This is a genomic window from Microbacterium sp. MPKO10 (assembly GCF_026107415.2).
GTDB lineage: Bacteria > Actinomycetota > Actinomycetes > Actinomycetales > Microbacteriaceae > Paramicrobacterium.
Genome location: NZ_JAPCHX010000005.1, coordinates 268,213 through 284,168 on the forward strand (window position 1 = coordinate 268,213; position 15,956 = coordinate 284,168).

The following is a 15,956-nucleotide window of genomic DNA, read 5'->3' on the forward strand; positions in this document are numbered from 1 at the left end:
TTCACCGTCGGCGTCGCCGGGTAGCACCGGACGGTTACCGTCGGAGCATGACCACCGCAATCGACGTTCGCCACGCACACACGAGTCTGTACCCGGCACCCGAGCGCCTCGCACGCACGGCGAATGTCACGGCAGACGACGTGGCCCGCGCCGACGCTGACCCCGTTGCCTTCTGGGAGCAGGCGGCGCGGCGTCTCGACTGGCAAACGCCCTGGCACACAGCGCATTCGTGGGAGCCGGTGCGGCAGCTCGATGACGGCTCGCTGACAGTGCCACGCACCGAGTGGTTTGCGGGCGGCACCCTCAACGCCGCCGTCAACTGCGTTGACCGCCACGTCGCCGCCGGGCGCGGTGACACGGTGGCCCTGCACTTCGAGGGCGAAGCCGGCGACCGCCGCACGCTCACCTACGCCGATCTGCAGCGCGAGGTGTCGCGCGCGGCAAACGCCCTCCTCGCGCTCGGCGTCGGGCAAGGCGATCGGGTCATCATCTACCTGCCGGTCATTCCCGAGACCCTCATCGCCACACTCGCCGTCGCCCGCATCGGGGCGATCCACTCACTCGTTTTCGGCGGGTTCAGCGCCGAAGCCGTGGCCTTCCGCATCAATGACACCGGCGCGAAGCTGCTCATCACCAGCGACGGGCAGTTCCGGCGCGGACGTGCGGTACCCGTCAAGTCCGGGGCGGATGCTGCGGTCGCAGTCTCCCCCACCATCGAGCACGTGCTCGTGGTCCGTCGCACGGGCGATCAGACTCCCGATGAGGTGCCGTGGACGCCCGGACGCGACGTCTGGTGGCATGACGCTGTCGCGGCAGCATCCGATACTCATGAACCCGACTTCTTCGATGCCGAGACACCGCTGTTCATCATGTACACATCGGGCACGACGGGGAAGCCGAAGGGGCTCGTGCACACCACGGGCGGCTACCTCGTGCAGGCGAGCTACACGCACTGGGCGATCTTCGACGCGCAGCCAGACGACGTCTACTGGTGCACCGCCGACCTCGCCTGGGTGACGGCACACACGTACGCCATCTACGGCCCGCTGTCGAACGGCGTGACGCAGGTGATGTACGAGGGGACGCCAGACACCCCGCACCCCGGTCGGCACTTTGAGATCATCGAGCGGTACGGGGTCACTACCTACTACACGGCACCAACGCTCATCCGCACCCTCAGGGGTCGGTTCCCCGACGGTCCGCCCGCGTCGTATGACCTCTCGCGCCTCCGGCTTCTCGGCACGGTGGGCGAAGGAATCAACCCGTCAACGTGGCGTTGGTTTCACGAGCGGATCGGCCGCGGCGCGTGCCCCATCATCGACACGTGGTGGCAGTCAGAGACCGGCGCCGCCATCATCGCGCCGCTGCCGGGAGTGACGACGCTGAAGCCCGGCTCGGCAACTCGCGTATTGCCGGGGGTCTCGACACGAGTCGTGGATGCTGCGGGAGACGACGTCGCTCCGGGCATCGGCGGCAACCTCGTCGTTGAGGCCACCGGCCCCGCTCTCGCCCGCACCGTGTGGGGTGACCCTGAGCGCTATCGCGACTCGTACTGGGCAGCGTATTGGCGTCAGGGCTGGTTTCTCTCGGGCGACGGAGCCACTGAAGACGCCGACGGCGACACGTGGGTGCTCGGACGCATTGACGACGTCATCAATGTCTCGGGGCACCGTCTCTCGGCGCTCGAGATCGAGTCGGCTCTTGTATCGCATCCCGACGTCGTCGAGGCCGGCGTCGCCGGGGTTCAGGATGCTGTCACGGGCAGCGCTGTGGCCGCCTTCGTGGTGACGAACGGCGTGCCCGCGAGCAGCGAGCTGACCGATGCGCTTCGCGCGCACACCGCCACGCAGATCGGCCCGATCGCCAAACCCGCACACGTCATCGTGGTGCGTGATCTGCCGAAGACGCGGTCGGGCAAGATCCTGCGTCGACTTCTCGGCCAGATCGTCGATGGCCAGCCGCTCGGTGACACCACGAGCCTGCACGACGATACGATCCCCGACGAACTCGCGAACGCCGCGCGCCAACAGGTCGTGCAGACGAGTCGGGAATAAGCACCAGCATCCCATGCGTTTGCATGTAACGGAGCGCGACACCGCGCCGTATGACTGATCATGATGAGGAGACCCATGACGCCGCAGGACCGTCTGGCCGTCACAAGTGCACCGATCTCAGAGGTAATCGCCGGGCGGTGGAGCCCGCGTTCGTTTGACGTCGATGTTGAAGTTCCGGAAGAAAAGCTGACGGCTGCGTTGGAAGCCGCACGGTGGGCCGCGTCCGCGTCGAACACACAGCCGTGGCGGTTCATCGTGGCGCGCAGAGGAACTCCGCAGCACGAGCGCGTTGTCGAGCACCTGCTGGGCTTCAACCAGTTGTGGGCGGTCACTGCCGCTGTGCTGATCGTCAATGTCGCCGAGACGGTGACCGAAGACGGCACGGAACGCCGGTGGGCGGAGTATGACCTCGGGCAGGCCTCGGCCACTCTGGCGCTTCAGGCGCACAAGGATGGCCTGCACGTTCATCAGATGGGCGGCTTTGACCCCGAGGGGCTGCGCACCGAGTTCTCGCTCGACGAGCGATTCCGTGTGGTCTCAGTGACGGCGCTCGGCTACCTGGCGGCACCCGACGCCCTGCCGGACGAAAAGCTGCGTGCGCGCGAGGTAGCTCCCCGTGAGCGCAAGGCGCTCGACGAGATCGTGCTCGTCAACGCGTAACAGGACCGCACGCTGAGGCGCGGTTCGCTTCGCCCGTCTCCGCAGCACCTCGATCGTGACGCGGCGGCAGATCCCGGAGCTTCCGGATTCTGCCGCCGCAGTGTCTGTCTGCTCGATGGCCCACTCTCTCGTTGTCTGCGGAACTCACCTCTTCAGCAGCAGTCTGATTCAGGTGCCGGTCGATTCGACGGGAGCGTCAATGCGCACCCGGCGGCGAATGTACTCGGCGAGCGCAACCGCGAGCGCGATGCCCCAGAGCGGCCACAGCAGTTCGGGACCGATCGTCGACCAGTTCTCGCTGAGCGGCAGTTCACCCGTGGCCGCGACCCGGATGAACATCACTCCACCCGAGAGAATCGCGAGCCCGCCGAGCGTGACGGGCACCGCGGCGAGCGCGATCGGGACACGCCGCCCGCCGAGCCATGGAACCCAGCGGGGAAGCCGCTCGCCCCACCGCTGCACGAGCCCCAGCGTCAGCAGAGCAACGACCGTCGCGACGCTCGCGAGGCCGAGCCCGATCGTCCAGAGGCCGGAAGCCTGCCCCTGCGCGAGCATCTCGTCCGAGATGCCGAGGGGAATGCCCGCGGCCCACGCAAACCTCACGGCAGCGTAGATGAGCGGAATGATGACGGCGAGTGCAACAGCGATTCTCGCCAAAGCGGTCGGACGTCTCCCCTCGCACGGAATAATGCGGCCCGCGGGTGCCCGCAGCGCGGCGGCGATCCACAGACCACAGCCCGCCAGCATCCCGATCTGGAGCAGCAGAGGCCCGGTCAGGGGTATGAATCTGAAGCTCAGGGCGTAGCCGATCAGTGCCATAATCTTGGCGTCTGCGACGACCACGGTCGAGAACGCCGTGAGAGCAACGGCAACGATCGCGAGCACACCGACGGGCGCAGCCGCCTTCCGGGCAAGTGCCCATGCGGCGACGGCCGAGGTGATGAGTCCGACGATTCCGAGCAGAAGGGCCGCAACGCTCGCGGGGAGCGCATCGATGAGCGCACTGAACTCGGCGGCGTCGAAGGTGGCGAACGGGGCGCGAACGATACCCGTCAACCAGGCGGCGGATGCCGCGACGAGCCCGACTGACCACGTCAGCGCTACGGCGAGCGCAACGCGACTGCGTCGATGCTGAGACCCCGCAGTCCGGGCGGTGAGAAGTGGTGATGTATTCATGCTTCCAGCCTCGCGGGGCGCACCTTCATGGTCTCCACCCGCTCGGGGGAACTTCACCTCCGCGCGGGGGATCTTGCCGGGCACGTCACCGCGGGGCCGTACCGCGGGTCCTGCAGCGGGTTCTACGGCGAGTCAGCGTCGCCCGCACCCGGTTCGATGAATCCGGACTCGTACGCGGCGATCACGGCCTGCGTGCGGTCACGCACCGTGAGTTTCATCAGGATGCTGGACACGTGCGACTTCACGGTCTCCGCTCCGAGGTAGAGCTGATCGGCGATCTGACCGTTCGCCAGCCCGCGCGCCATGAGGCGAAGCACGTCCTGCTCACGATCGCTGAGGTGTGCTGCCGCAAGACGGTCTCCGTGAGACCCGTGCCGGGCGGCAAGACGTCGAATGTGCGCCGGGTACAGCAGCGATTCCCCGCCTGCGACGACCAGAACGGCGCGCACGAGCTCGGCAGGCTCGGCCCGCTTTACGACGAAGCCGTCGGCTCCAGCTTTGAGCGCCTCGTAGACGTGGTCGTCGCTGTCGAACGTCGTCACGATGAGCACGCGGGGCGCGGGCGGATGCTGCATGAGACTGCGCGTCGCCTCGATCCCGCTCACCCGCGGCATCCGGACGTCCATCACAACGATGTCGGGCCCCAGGTCGGAGACGAGCGGCGCAACCTCATCGCCATCCGAGGCCTCCCCGACGACCGCGATGTCGGGTTCGGCATCGAAGATGGCGCGCAGTCCCGCGCGCACAAGTGGCTCATCGTCGACGAGGACGAGTCGGATGCTCATACGCCCACCCCTGACGTCGGACCAGCGACGGGGACGTGCACGGTGAGACGCCACGTTCCGTCTTCGACCCGTGCCGAGAACGTCCCGCCGAGCATCGCCACCCGCTCGCGCGCGCCCGCAAGACCGCGTCCATCGACAACGCGGACCGCTGTCGTCTCGTTCTCGATGCGAATGACGAGGTCGCCGCCGCTCACGACGGCGACAACATCGACGTGCGGCGTGGCCGCGTACCGAAGGGCATTTGTGATTCCCTCCTGAACCACACGGTATGCCTCGCGCCCGAGACTCGCCGGCAGCGTGGCCGCGAGGTCGTCCATCCGGAGATCGACATCGAACCCTGCTGCTCGCGTCTCGTCAGCCAGTTGACGGACGTCCGCAAGCGTCCGGCCGCTGCGAGCGTGCTCCTCACGCGACTCGTGGCCGTCACGGAGCACGCTGAGAACGTAGTCGAGCTCAGCAACCGCCCCGCGTGACACACGTTCGATCTCGACAAGGGCCGCGCGTGCGGCATCCGGGTCGTTCTCGAGGGCGTGACGGGCGAACGTCGCCTGCATCGTGGACACGGTGAGCGCGTGTCCCACCGAATCGTGGACGTCACGCGCCAGAGAGCCCCGTCGACGCTGTGCTCGTGCGGCGGCATCTTCGAGTTCGCGCACCTCGTCTCGTGACGGGCCGAGCAGCAGCGCGGCGTACCACGGCAGGAGGTAGCCGGCACCGATCGAAAATGCCACGATGAGCGCCGTCACGATGACACAGCCGATGAGCACGGTCGCGGGATCGACGGGGATGGTTGCGACGACATCGTTCAGCAGTTCCGTGGCCTCACTGCCACCTCCTCCCGCAGCAAGATCGCCCAGTAGAATAGCGGCGAGCGGGAAGACGAAAGCGATACCGAGGATCAGGATGCCGCCAGATGCGATGTGTCCGGCGAAGAACAGGGCGCCGCGCGCCGTGTCGGCCAGCGTTGCCCGCCTGCGTGGTTCGACGATCGCCGTGTCGAGAAGCTGGGCCGCGACCGTGCGTTCGAGTGCGCGCGTGACGGGGAGCACAGCCGGGATGATCAGCAGCACCACAATGGCAATGCTTGACCATCGCACGTAAGCGGGAACGCCTTCAGCGGCCCAGAGACTGAGCACCCAGATGGCGATGGCCCCGTAGGGAAGCGCCACGAGTCCGCCGATCAGCAGCACAAGCAGCCGTCGCCACGCTGTCGAGGCGACGGAAGCTGCGCGCGTGCGTTCCGTCACGCCTCCATCGTGCCCGACAACGACAGCGGGCGCCTCCCCCGCGTGGGGGAAGCGCCCGCTGAGTGCGCTCAGAGCGCGGCAACCGTCAAGTGATCGCCGTCAGCATCGAAGTCGACTCGCACCGTGTCGCCGTCATGGATCGTGCCGCCCAGCAAAGCGGTCGCGAGACGGTCATCGATCTCCTTCTGCATGAGTCGACGCAGTGGTCGTGCACCGTAGATCGGGTCGTACCCGCGGTCGGCGAGCCATGACCGGGCGTCGGGCGTGACGGCCAGCACCAGCCTCCGCTCGCTGAGCCGCGTCTGCAGCCGCTCGATGTACAGCTCGACGATCTCGCCCAGCTCCGACTGCGTCAGCGCCGAGAACACGACAATGTCGTCAAGACGGTTCACGAATTCCGGCTTGAACGCCTGACGGACCAGATCCTGCACCGACCGCTCCTTCTCGCTCCAGGACAGGCTCTGATCGACGAGGAACTGCGAGCCCAGGTTGGAGGTGAGGATCAGGATCGTGTTGCGGAAGTCGACCGTCCGGCCCTGACCGTCCGTCAGACGGCCATCGTCGAGCACCTGAAGGAGCACGTCGAACACCTCGGGGTGTGCCTTCTCGATCTCATCCAGAAGAATCACCGAGTACGGGCGACGCCGCACGGCCTCCGTCAGCTGACCACCCTGCTCGTACCCGACATAGCCGGGAGGGGCGCCCACGAGCCGCGACACCGTGTGCTTCTCGCCGTACTCCGACATATCGATGCGCACCATGGCGCGCTCGTCGTCAAAGAGGAATTCGGCGAGCGCCTTCGCGAGTTCGGTCTTTCCCACGCCGGTCGGGCCGAGGAACATGAACGAGCCCGTGGGCCGGTTGGGGTCGGAGATTCCCGCTCGGCTGCGGCGAACAGCATCCGCCACGGCCGTCACGGCTTGCTTCTGCCCGATCAGGCGCTTGCCGAGCTCGGACTCGAGGTGCAGCAGCTTCTCGGTCTCACCCTGCAGCAGACGACCGACGGGAATGCCCGTCCATGCAGCGATAACCGCCGCAATGTCGTCTTCGGTGACCTGCTCATTCACCATGCGCGGCTCGGCCGGCTCGCTCTCGTTCTCTGCCTGCTCGAGCTGCTCGGTGAGCTGCTTGATCGTCGTGTACTCCAGCTTCGAGGCTTCGGCGTAATTCGCCTCGCGCATGGCCTTATCGCGCGCGGTCTTCGCCTCGTCGAGCTGCTTCTTGAGGTCGCCGACCTTGTTAAGTCCCGTGCGCTCGCGCTCCCAGCGTGCCTGAAGCTGCTCCAACTCGGCCTGCTTCTCAGACAGTTCCTCGCGCAGCTTGGCCAGGCGCTCCTTCGAGGCCTCGTCTTTCTCCTTCTTGAGAGCGAGCTCCTCGATCTTCATGCGGTCGACCTGGCGCTTCAACTCGTCGATCTCGACAGGTGACGAATCGATCTCCATTTTGAGGCGGCTCATGGCCTCGTCGATCAGGTCGATCGCCTTATCGGGCAGCTGCCGCGAGGTGATGTACCTGTTGCTCAGGCTCGCGGCGGCGACGAGCGCGGCATCCGTGATCGTCACTCCATGGTGGGCTTCATACCGCCCCTTGAGTCCGCGGAGAATCGCGATGCTGTCTTCGACGCTCGGCTCACCGACGTACACCTGTTGGAAGCGGCGTTCGAGCGCAGCATCCTTCTCGATGTACTCACGGTATTCGTCGAGCGTGGTCGCCCCGATGAGGTGCAGTTCACCGCGGGCGAGCATGGGTTTCAGCATGTTGGATGCCGCGACAGACCCCTCGCCTCCACCAGCGCCCATGAGCAGGTGGAGCTCGTCGACGAAGGTGATGATCTCGCCCTCGGCGTCGTTGATCTCCTTCAGCACGCTCTTGAGTCGCTCCTCGAACTGGCCGCGGTACATGGCACCGGCGACAAGTGCCGAGATATCGAGGGAGACGAGCTGCTTGTCCTTCAGAGATTCAGGCACGTCGCCCGCGACGATGCGCTGGGCGAGCCCCTCGACGACGGCGGTCTTTCCGACGCCGGGCTCACCGATCAGCACGGGGTTGTTCTTGGTGCGACGGGTGAGCACTTGGCTGACCCGCCGAATTTCGGCGTCACGCCCGATCACGGGATCGAGCTTTCCGGCTCGAGCGATCTCGGTGAGGTTCACGCCGAACTGCTCAAGCGCGCTTGCGGCCTCCTCCTGGGTGGAGGGCGCACCCTGCATGTTTGCCATGTGTGTCCTTCCTGCCTGCGAGGTATCAATTCACCCGACGCAGTCCTCGATATTGAAAGTGTAATCAAAACTTGAGTCGTTAATACTCAAGTTTACCGCGATGGGGAGCAAAGCACCAGATGAGAGCGTGAACTTGGGCAGATTTTCAGGCTCCAGTAGTGTGTGGGGATGACTTCGCCTACGGACGCGGCGCTGCTCGCACGCCTCGACAGCCAGCGCCAGCACGTTCTGGGCATTGTCGACGGTCTTGATGATGCCGCGATGTCTCGCCGGATGCTGCCAAGTAACTGGTCGATCACAGCGATGCTGCATCACCTGGCGCTCGATGATGAGCGGTTCTGGTTCGGCGGAACGGTCGCCGGTGAACACGAGATCATTGACTGGGTCGGCTCAGGTGGAGATGGCTGGGACGTCCCGCCGCACTTGACCGGGTCCCAAGCGCGCGCCCTTTATGAGGACGCGTGTGAGCGCTCGAATGCGATCCTCCTTTCGACATCGTTCGATGCCGCTCCGCGCTGGTGGCCAGACGCGCTCTTCGGCGACTACCGCCTGGCCACGGTGCGCGACGTCGTACTGCACATGCTGATCGAGACAGCCACACACGCGGGGCATCTGGATGCGGCACGCGAGCTCATCGATGAGCGACAGTGGCTCGTCTTCGAGTAACGGCCGTGTCGATCAGCAGCGTTCGGAACAGCAGCCTTCAGAACAGCAGTTCGCCATCGCGCCGCCACTCACACCCAGCCGTTGCGGCGCGCAACATCCAGCGCTTCTGAGCGATTGCGGGCCGCGAGCTTGCCGATGCCCGCAGACAGATAGTTGCGCACTGTCGCGGTAGCAAGGTGCAGCTGCTGGGCGATCTCGGCGATGGGGATGCCGCCGTCCGACGCCGCGAGCACGTCGGCTTCCCGTTCGCTCAGTGGGTTCTCCCCGGCGCTCAACGCTTGTGCGGCAAGCAGCTGGTCGACGACGGTTTCACCCGCGACGACCCGTCGTATGGCGTCGGCGAGCTGTTCGACCGGATCGTCTTTGACGAGGAATCCGCGGGCACCAGCATCCATTGCTCTGCGCAGATACCCGGCACGGCCGAACGTTGTGACCACGATGATCGCTGTGCCCGGGCTCATCCGCCGCACATCAGCGATCGCGTCGAGCCCGCTCTTTCCCGGCATCTCGATATCGAGCAAGACCACATCAGGCGTGTGCTCACGCACCGCCCCGCCCACCTCGTCGCCGCGGCCGACTCCTGCGACGACGGTCAGATCCTGTTCGAGATCGAGCAGGCTCGTGAGCGCCTGGCGCATCATCGTCTGGTCTTCGGCGATCACGATTGAAATCATGCGCCGCTCCTTTCGTTGGGCACACGCACGGTGAGTACGAAACCGCGTGCATCGGAGTGCACGTCGAGCTGACCGCCGAGCCGCGCGGCGCGCTCACGCATTCCGAGGATGCCCGATCCCCATTCGGCAACTATGGCGCCCACGCCGTTATCGGCAATCGTGATGGCAGCACCGTTGCTGTTGCTCTCGCGCCCCCAGCCGACGTCACCAACGCTGTCGCTCTCACTGTTGCTGCCTGCAGTAACGCGTACTGTGCATCGGCTTGCTCGCGAGTGCCGCAGCACGTTTGTCGTTGCTTCACGCACGACCCACGCGAACAGTGCGTCAACGGGCGGCTCGAGCTCGGGCACTGGCCGCGACACCTCCGCGCTTATTCCAGCATCCTCAAGCGCATCAACGGCACCGGCCAGTTCGTGCTCCAGCCGAAGCTCGCGGTATCCGGCGACGGCCTGACGCACGTCGGCGAGTGCCGTGCGCCCGACGTTCTCGATGCCCTGGGCATGTTCCTGAACGGCGGCGGGGTCGGATGCTGCAAATCGGCGGATCGCTTCAGCTTTCACGACGATGACCGACAGCGTGTGACCGAGGAGGTCGTGCAGGTCACGTGAGAATCGCTGCCGCTCTTCGGTGACGGCGATGCTGGCCAGTCGGCGCCTGGTGGCGCGCAGCTCGGCGACGATATCGATGAGCGCGCCGATGAGGTAGGTGCTGACGCCTGCCATGACGCTGGCGAATCCGAAGAGCAGGGCGCTGCCGAGAGACCATGTGGCGAATCCCTCGGCGAGGGAGCCGCTGATCGAGAGCGCCATGACGAAGCCGAGGGCATGGCGTCGTCTGATTGATGTGGCCGCGGCGATCGCGAGCAGCGGATACAAGAACCCTTGTCCGTCGTGCGTGAGGAAAAATTGCACAACGACGAGGGCAGTCAAGGCTGCAACGCATACTTCGCCGACCCACGCTGGCACTTCCCTGTATGGCATCACGACGGTCACGACGTACCAGACGGTAATCACGACGTACATGATCGTGACGCCGGTGTTGCCCTCTGCAATGTTCGAGACGAGAGGTGCCAGCACGAGTACGGGCAGCCAGATCAGCGCGAACCAAGGCCCGCGCCTCGCGGCGATCCAGTCGGCGGCCCAGTCGTCGCATTCATCGATGCGCGGTCGTGGCGCCGTGAGGTGGTCGGTCATCAGTGTCCTTCCCACGATTACGTTACGCGTCCGACGAGCGACGGCGGTCGAACCCCGCGGCATACCGCAGCCCGATGATCAGTGTGACGCCGGTGATGACGTGCATGATTTCCAGCACGCTGAGTACTGCACCGATCGTGCCCGAGAGTGCGGGGCCGGCAAGTGAGAGCAGAAGCACGATGATTCCGATTGCGGTCCAGGTGTTGAGCCCTCGTCGTGTCCGAGCCATGATCGCCCGAAGTCCCCAAGCCGCGAGTCCCGCAACGATCACAGTCGCCGCGATCGATAAAGGCCCGACGGTCATGTCCGCAGCTGGCACGCTCAGCTCGACACCCGCGAGTGGAACGGCGATTGCCCACACGAGCTCGGCGGCGAGGGCAGCAATGACAATAGCCAGGATGCTGGTGAGCATACGTCGCGCGGCACCCTGTGTTGCGTTCTCGGCATGTGAAAGCCGGGGACTCGATACTGGTCCACTCTGTGCAGGTCCACTCGGTGCAGGTCCACTCGGTATAGTTCCACTCGGTGCAGGCTCACTCGGTACGGTGCTCCTCGGTATCTTTCCACTCGGTACGGTGCTCCTCGGTATCTTTCCACTCGGTGCAGGTCCACTCGCCCCAGTTCCGCTGAAGGCCGTTCCGTCCTCTGCAGTTCTCGATCGAATTCCCTGGCCGGCGTCGCGTTCTGTGTTCTGTCGTGTTGACATTGTGCAATTCCTTTCGTCGATTTCGACGATAGAAATCACGAGGTCCGCTCAGACAGGTGGCGTTGTCACCTTATCTGTAGGACGAATGTCACAGACCAAGCCGAATGGCCTCAGCGACGACTACCGCTTAATTGAGTGACGACCCAGAAGTCGTGACTCGCCCGACCTCATAGAACCTCACATGAATCGCTTCGAGCTAATCAGGGGCCGCGTATACCAGCGCCCGGATGCGAATTGCTGCGTCGAGCTGCTCAGACGAATTATTTAATGGTGCCGCGGCTCACGTGGGAGTGTTCCAGGCCGATTTCTGGTGCGTCCGTCGGGTATCGAGTCCGCCGCGCGCCTCGGGCGCATGGGCAACATCTCACCAACGGACTCCACCGAAGCTGGCAGTCTTTGACTCGGAAGCCACCACAACTATTGCCCGGCGACGGCTCTCGCGGTGTCGGCGTACTCCGAGTAGCGCTTCAAGCTGTTCTGCTTGTGCGTTACGTGTGTTGGGGCCGCCGCGTACGTTAGGTGCGCGGCCCGGTATCTCGCCCGTGGTCAGGTGGGTCGTCTCCGGGAATGTCTGGCCCCTCGGGACTGCCTCTCTGTTCGGAACCGGCACCGCTTCCGGAACCAGCGCCGCTTCCGGGACCGTCGCCGCCTGGACTCTCCCCGGGACCGTTGCCGTCGGGATTGTCGCCGGAACTATTGCCGTCTTCATTGTCACCTTGTCGGTGTCGTTTGCCGAGGTATCGCCGGTTCACGTACCAGCCTGGTGGCACGAGTTTTGGGTGGCCGTCGTGGTTGCGGGTGATGTCCCATTCGCTGTGTTCGACTAACCGGTGGTGGAACCAGCAGAGCAGGACGCCGTTGTCGAGGTTGGTGGGGCCGCCGTTGTCCCATCCTTGGATGTGGTGTGCTTCACATAGCCAGGCGGGGATGTCGCAGTCCGCTGCCGCACACGTGGTCCCATCCCGTGCAACCAGAGCCAGGCGCTGCTTCGCGGTGAAAAACCTCTCGGCGTCGCCGAGGTTCAACACATCCCCGTGGGCATCGATCGTCACTTTGTGGGTGTGGCCGTTGCACCGCATTTGTTTCACAAACGACATGGGCAACGCTGCTGGTGTCCCCGGCGACCACGCCGCACCATTCCCGTTCTCCAGGTCATCCTCTGACACGGTGACCAAAACGGTCGGAGCACGACCGTGCAGTTTCGGGGTGCTGTCCTGTGTGCCGGTGCCAGCAACAATGCTGGTGAACACATCCGCACGTTCCTGCGGCCTCGACCGATTCTCCGGTGCCTGTTCCTTAGCGGCGAGTTCATCCGCCTGCATAAACGCCGGGCTGGTGCGTTTGGACATGAACGCGTCAAACACCGGAGTGACGTGTGCTGCCTGTTCCGGAGAGAGCACCCCGGTAAGACGCATACTCCCATCATCCAGATGACGAAACACCAACGACCGTGCCTCATGAAGTTCCTCCGCCGACGGTTGCACACCATCCGGATCCAACACAGCACAAAACATGCGCGCCTGACCCCGCAACGCATCCGCCGCCACCGGAACCTCCCCATCAGCACCGGTCGCATTACCCAGCAGTGTGGCTTCAGCCCAATCGAGCTGCTCCGGCGCCACCCGCGACAGAACCGGAGCAAGCGTGGAGGTGATTGCCTCGGCCACATCCAAACCGATGGTGCCCTCAGCGAGAGCTTTCGCCGTCTGGGCAAACACCGGCTCCAGAGGAAGACCCGTGTCCGAGACCCGCGGAGTGGTGCGCTGAGCGAGCTTCGTGTACCGGTACGCCGTGGAGTTCTTCACCCCCGTCACCTTCTCAAACAGTGCCGTCGGTGACGCGGAGCCGTGACGAGCAGCAAGACCATCCAACCCCGCGCCCGTGTCGGAGCGTCGGGCAATGTCTCCAACATTGCCGACCTGACGACCCTCGACCACCCGAGAAATATTCGCCAAAAGACCCACAAACGTGAGCAGAACATCTGCCGACAGGTCTGCTGGATCGATGGTGGTGAGGTCCGCAGCACCGGCCAAGACATCCTCAGCAGCACGCACCGCGACAGCATCCACGCCCTCCCCACGCGTTAGACCTGCGCCCGCAACATCACCCGCGCCCGCAGCATCCACGTTATTCGCAGCAGCGTCACGACTCTTCATGACACCTGCAGCATCGTCGTCCTCCGCGACCTCACGACCTGACACCTCGGCAGCACGCGCAGCAGCAGCATCCGGGCTCTCCAAGAAACCCGACGCGCCCTGATCCGCTGACTGCGGTGCGGACAGCTCCGGCACACGCTGGTTCCCCGATATCTCAGGCACACCCGGAGCCGCCCACCGGGCATGGTTCTCCGGCTCCTCCGAAGACCCAAACCCGGGTGCCGCACCTGCGTTAACCATGGACACATTGTGACAGCAGCCACCGACATTCCCACCGACACAAACCCCCGATCAACACACCATTGTGGATAACTCGGAAAGTCGCATGCCTGTGGACGGAGAAGCACATAGCGAACCAATCTCAGGGGCAGAACGGACACCGCCACAACAGTGAAAACGAGTGATGCACTGCTCTGCTATGCCTGATGATGATGACGCCACAACGATCGAGATCGATGGCGAAATGTATGCGATCTGATTCCCGGCTGACTTCACGGCCGTCGAACGCGAACGCGCCGGATACCCAGCCCGCGGTACGCGCTGCGCGTGCCCCGGCTGCGCGTGCCCCGACTGCGACTGCAGCAACGAGGCCGATGTCGGTTCTCCCGAACATTCCATCTGCGGATGCTGTCTTGCTGACTGCCCCGATGTTCACGGACCCGACGGGCTACGCTGGCGGCGCCACGATCGCGAGCAAGGGCTACCCTGAACTCGCACTGACGCAGGCGATTTACGCGCCCGACTTGCGCACAGCGCGGTCGTGCGAACGTCGAAGCCCCACCGAAGCGACAGCGCCCAGGGCGAGGAAGATTCCGGCTGCACCGAGCGAGATGCGGGTGGCATCCGCCATGCCAGAGGAGAGCGCTTCGACGACGTCCGGCGCCACAACACCGAGCTTCCCGTGCGTACCCTGCTCGCGCAACGGTTCAATCGTGCCGCCCGCCGCACCGACGGTGGCGTCGGAAATCGACGTCGCCTGCCGAGCGGGCAGCCCGTCGACAGCATCCAGATGCCCCGGAATCACACCCGCAAGCGAGGCAGCGAGCACCGTTCCGATCACGGCCGTACCGAGCGCCGATCCCACCTGCCGCACGGTGCTCTGGGTCGCCGATCCCTGGCCAGACTGCGCCACGGGAATGTCAGCGAGCACGGTGCCGGTCAGCTGAGCAGACGCGAATCCGAGCCCGATTCCGTAGACGACGAGCACGCCAGCCAGAAGCCACAATGACATGGATGCCGTCACGACGAAGACCAGCGCAATCACCGCAGCGGTCTCCAGCAGCAGGCCGAGCAGCACCGTGGTCGCCGGGGTGAAGCGTGCGGCAACGTGCCTCGCCTGTGCCCCCGCGACGAACGCACCAAGACCCATCGCGGCGAGCGCGAGGCCCGCCTGAAGCGAGCTGACGCCCAGCGCATTCACGATGAACAGCGGCAGTGCGAAAAGCAGCCCGAATTCGCCGATGGCGACGCAAAGTGCAACGAGGTTGCCCCATCGGAAGGTGCGCACGCGAAACAGGCTGAGGTCGAGAATCGCCGACCGGTTCAGCCGGGCGCGACGCACCTCCCAGAGCACGAAACCGACGAGGGATGCTGCGCCCAGCAGCAGCGCGGGCGGCACCGCCGAGATTGCAGCATCCGTCCCCCACGTCCACGTGAAGATCGTGAGCGGTGCCGTCGGCGTCCACCAGCCAAGCGCCTCCCCCTCGATCAGGCCGAAGACGAGCAGCCCGAACCCGGCGACGCTCAGCAGCAAACCACCGACATCGAGGCCGGGCACGGCGATGTTCTCTCGTGACTCATCGACCGTGAGCAGAATCCCGATGATGAGCAGCGCGCCGAGTGGCACGTTGACGATGAAGATCCATTGCCAGGTGAATGCCGTGGTGATCCATCCGCCTGCCAGCGGGCCAAGCGCGGCCATCCCCGAGATCACGGCGCCCCAGACGCCGAACGCGATGGCGCGGTCTTTGCCGCGGAATGTGGCGTTGACGCTCGAGAGCGTCGTCGGCAGGATCATCGCACCGCCGACGCCCTGCACGACCCGCGCGGCGATGAGCGTACCGGCCGAGGTTGCGAGCGCAGCGATGATGCTTCCGGTCACGAACACCACGATCCCGATGATCAGCGTGCGTCGCCGTCCAAAGCGATCAGCGAGCCGCCCCGTCGTGAGCAGAAGCGCGGCGAACACGACGGAATAGATTCCGTTGATCCACTGTGCTTCGCTGACGTCGAGGTCGAGGTCGGCGATGAGCGTCGGAAGGGCGACACCCACGATCGTTCCGTCGAGAACGATCATCGACAGGGATGCTGCCAGCATGCCGAGCCCGGCCCAGCGCCGTCTCCCCGTCGTCTGTCTCGTGGTGACCGATGTCATCGGTGCTTCTCTCTGCCGGAAACGTCCCGACACTCACGAGCGTACG

The 15,956-nt window shown here is 65.1% G+C and carries 12 protein-coding genes; 3 read left to right on the forward strand and 9 right to left on the reverse strand.

The genetic code is table 11. The annotated features are described in order from the left end of the window. The first annotated feature begins 47 nt into the window (after positions 1-47). Positions 48-2,054, forward strand: coding sequence for an acetate--CoA ligase (gene acs / locus OK352_RS12280; protein WP_265141776.1), 2,007 nt, complete (start codon positions 48-50; stop codon positions 2,052-2,054). A 75-nt stretch (positions 2,055-2,129) separates the two neighbouring features. After that, positions 2,130-2,714 carry a nitroreductase family protein gene (locus OK352_RS12285; RefSeq protein WP_265141777.1) on the forward strand — a complete coding sequence of 195 codons (585 nt, stop codon included), beginning with the start codon at positions 2,130-2,132 and terminating at the stop codon, positions 2,712-2,714. A 168-nt stretch (positions 2,715-2,882) separates the two neighbouring features. Here OK352_RS12285 and OK352_RS12290 read toward each other — a convergent pair whose 3' ends face one another. The 4 genes from OK352_RS12290 to OK352_RS12305 form a co-directional block, all read right to left on the reverse strand. Then, the gene (locus tag OK352_RS12290; protein WP_265141778.1) at positions 2,883-3,890 is read right to left on the reverse strand and encodes a hypothetical protein; all 1,008 of its coding nucleotides are present in this window, start codon (positions 3,888-3,890) and stop codon (positions 2,883-2,885) included. Between the two features lie 122 nt (positions 3,891-4,012). After that, the gene (locus OK352_RS12295; RefSeq protein WP_265141779.1) at positions 4,013-4,675 is read right to left on the reverse strand and encodes a response regulator transcription factor; all 663 of its coding nucleotides are present in this window, start codon (positions 4,673-4,675) and stop codon (positions 4,013-4,015) included. Continuing rightward, positions 4,672-5,922, reverse strand: a complete 1,251-nt coding sequence (locus tag OK352_RS12300; protein WP_265141780.1) for a sensor histidine kinase — start codon at positions 5,920-5,922, stop codon at positions 4,672-4,674. Before OK352_RS12300 ends, OK352_RS12295 begins: the two co-directional genes overlap by 4 nt. A gap of 68 nt (positions 5,923-5,990) precedes the next feature. Beyond that, a complete protein-coding gene (locus tag OK352_RS12305; RefSeq protein ID WP_306387799.1) occupies positions 5,991-8,141 on the reverse strand; it encodes an ATP-dependent Clp protease ATP-binding subunit in 2,151 nt (716 codons plus the stop codon). 168 nt (positions 8,142-8,309) lie between these two features. Here OK352_RS12305 and OK352_RS12310 point away from each other — a divergent pair, with 168 nt between their 5' ends. Continuing rightward, positions 8,310-8,807 carry a DinB family protein gene (locus tag OK352_RS12310; protein WP_265141781.1) on the forward strand — a complete coding sequence of 166 codons (498 nt, stop codon included), beginning with the start codon at positions 8,310-8,312 and terminating at the stop codon, positions 8,805-8,807. Between the two features lie 68 nt (positions 8,808-8,875). Here the strand turns inward: OK352_RS12310 and OK352_RS12315 are convergent, their stop codons facing one another. The 5 genes from OK352_RS12315 to OK352_RS12335 all read right to left on the reverse strand — a co-directional run bounded on the left by OK352_RS12315 (position 8,876) and on the right by OK352_RS12335 (position 15,910). Further along, entirely contained in the window at positions 8,876-9,481 is a 606-nt protein-coding gene (locus tag OK352_RS12315; protein ID WP_265141782.1) for a response regulator transcription factor, read from the reverse strand. Next, entirely contained in the window at positions 9,478-10,674 is a 1,197-nt protein-coding gene (locus tag OK352_RS12320; RefSeq protein WP_265141783.1) for a histidine kinase, read from the reverse strand. Before OK352_RS12320 ends, OK352_RS12315 begins: the two co-directional genes overlap by 4 nt. Before the next feature lie 22 nt (positions 10,675-10,696). Beyond that, positions 10,697-11,086 (reverse strand): DUF6069 family protein, encoded by a 390-nt coding sequence (locus OK352_RS12325; protein ID WP_265141784.1) that lies wholly within the window; start codon positions 11,084-11,086, stop codon positions 10,697-10,699. Between the two features lie 809 nt (positions 11,087-11,895). Beyond that, a complete protein-coding gene (locus OK352_RS12330) occupies positions 11,896-13,776 on the reverse strand; it encodes an HNH endonuclease signature motif containing protein (RefSeq protein ID WP_265141785.1) in 1,881 nt (626 codons plus the stop codon). Between the two features lie 490 nt (positions 13,777-14,266). Next, the gene (locus tag OK352_RS12335) at positions 14,267-15,910 is read right to left on the reverse strand and encodes an MFS transporter (RefSeq protein ID WP_265141786.1); all 1,644 of its coding nucleotides are present in this window, start codon (positions 15,908-15,910) and stop codon (positions 14,267-14,269) included. Between the last annotated feature and the right edge of the window lie 46 nt (positions 15,911-15,956).

Coding starts and splice junctions, on each gene's coding strand:
- acs (WP_265141776.1), top strand. CDS start 48: ATGACCACCGCAATCGACGTTCGCCACGCACACACGAGTCTGTACCCG.
- OK352_RS12285 (WP_265141777.1), top strand. CDS start 2,130: ATGACGCCGCAGGACCGTCTGGCCGTCACAAGTGCACCGATCTCAGAG.
- OK352_RS12290 (WP_265141778.1), bottom strand. CDS start 3,890: ATGAATACATCACCACTTCTCACCGCCCGGACTGCGGGGTCTCAGCAT.
- OK352_RS12295 (WP_265141779.1), bottom strand. CDS start 4,675: ATGAGCATCCGACTCGTCCTCGTCGACGATGAGCCACTTGTGCGCGCG.
- OK352_RS12305 (WP_306387799.1), bottom strand. CDS start 8,141: ATGGCAAACATGCAGGGTGCGCCCTCCACCCAGGAGGAGGCCGCAAGC.
- OK352_RS12310 (WP_265141781.1), top strand. CDS start 8,310: ATGACTTCGCCTACGGACGCGGCGCTGCTCGCACGCCTCGACAGCCAG.
- OK352_RS12315 (WP_265141782.1), bottom strand. CDS start 9,481: ATGATTTCAATCGTGATCGCCGAAGACCAGACGATGATGCGCCAGGCG.
- OK352_RS12320 (WP_265141783.1), bottom strand. CDS start 10,674: ATGACCGACCACCTCACGGCGCCACGACCGCGCATCGATGAATGCGAC.
- OK352_RS12325 (WP_265141784.1), bottom strand. CDS start 11,086: ATGCTCACCAGCATCCTGGCTATTGTCATTGCTGCCCTCGCCGCCGAG.
- OK352_RS12330 (WP_265141785.1), bottom strand. CDS start 13,776: ATGGTTAACGCAGGTGCGGCACCCGGGTTTGGGTCTTCGGAGGAGCCG.
- OK352_RS12335 (WP_265141786.1), bottom strand. CDS start 15,910: ATGACATCGGTCACCACGAGACAGACGACGGGGAGACGGCGCTGGGCC.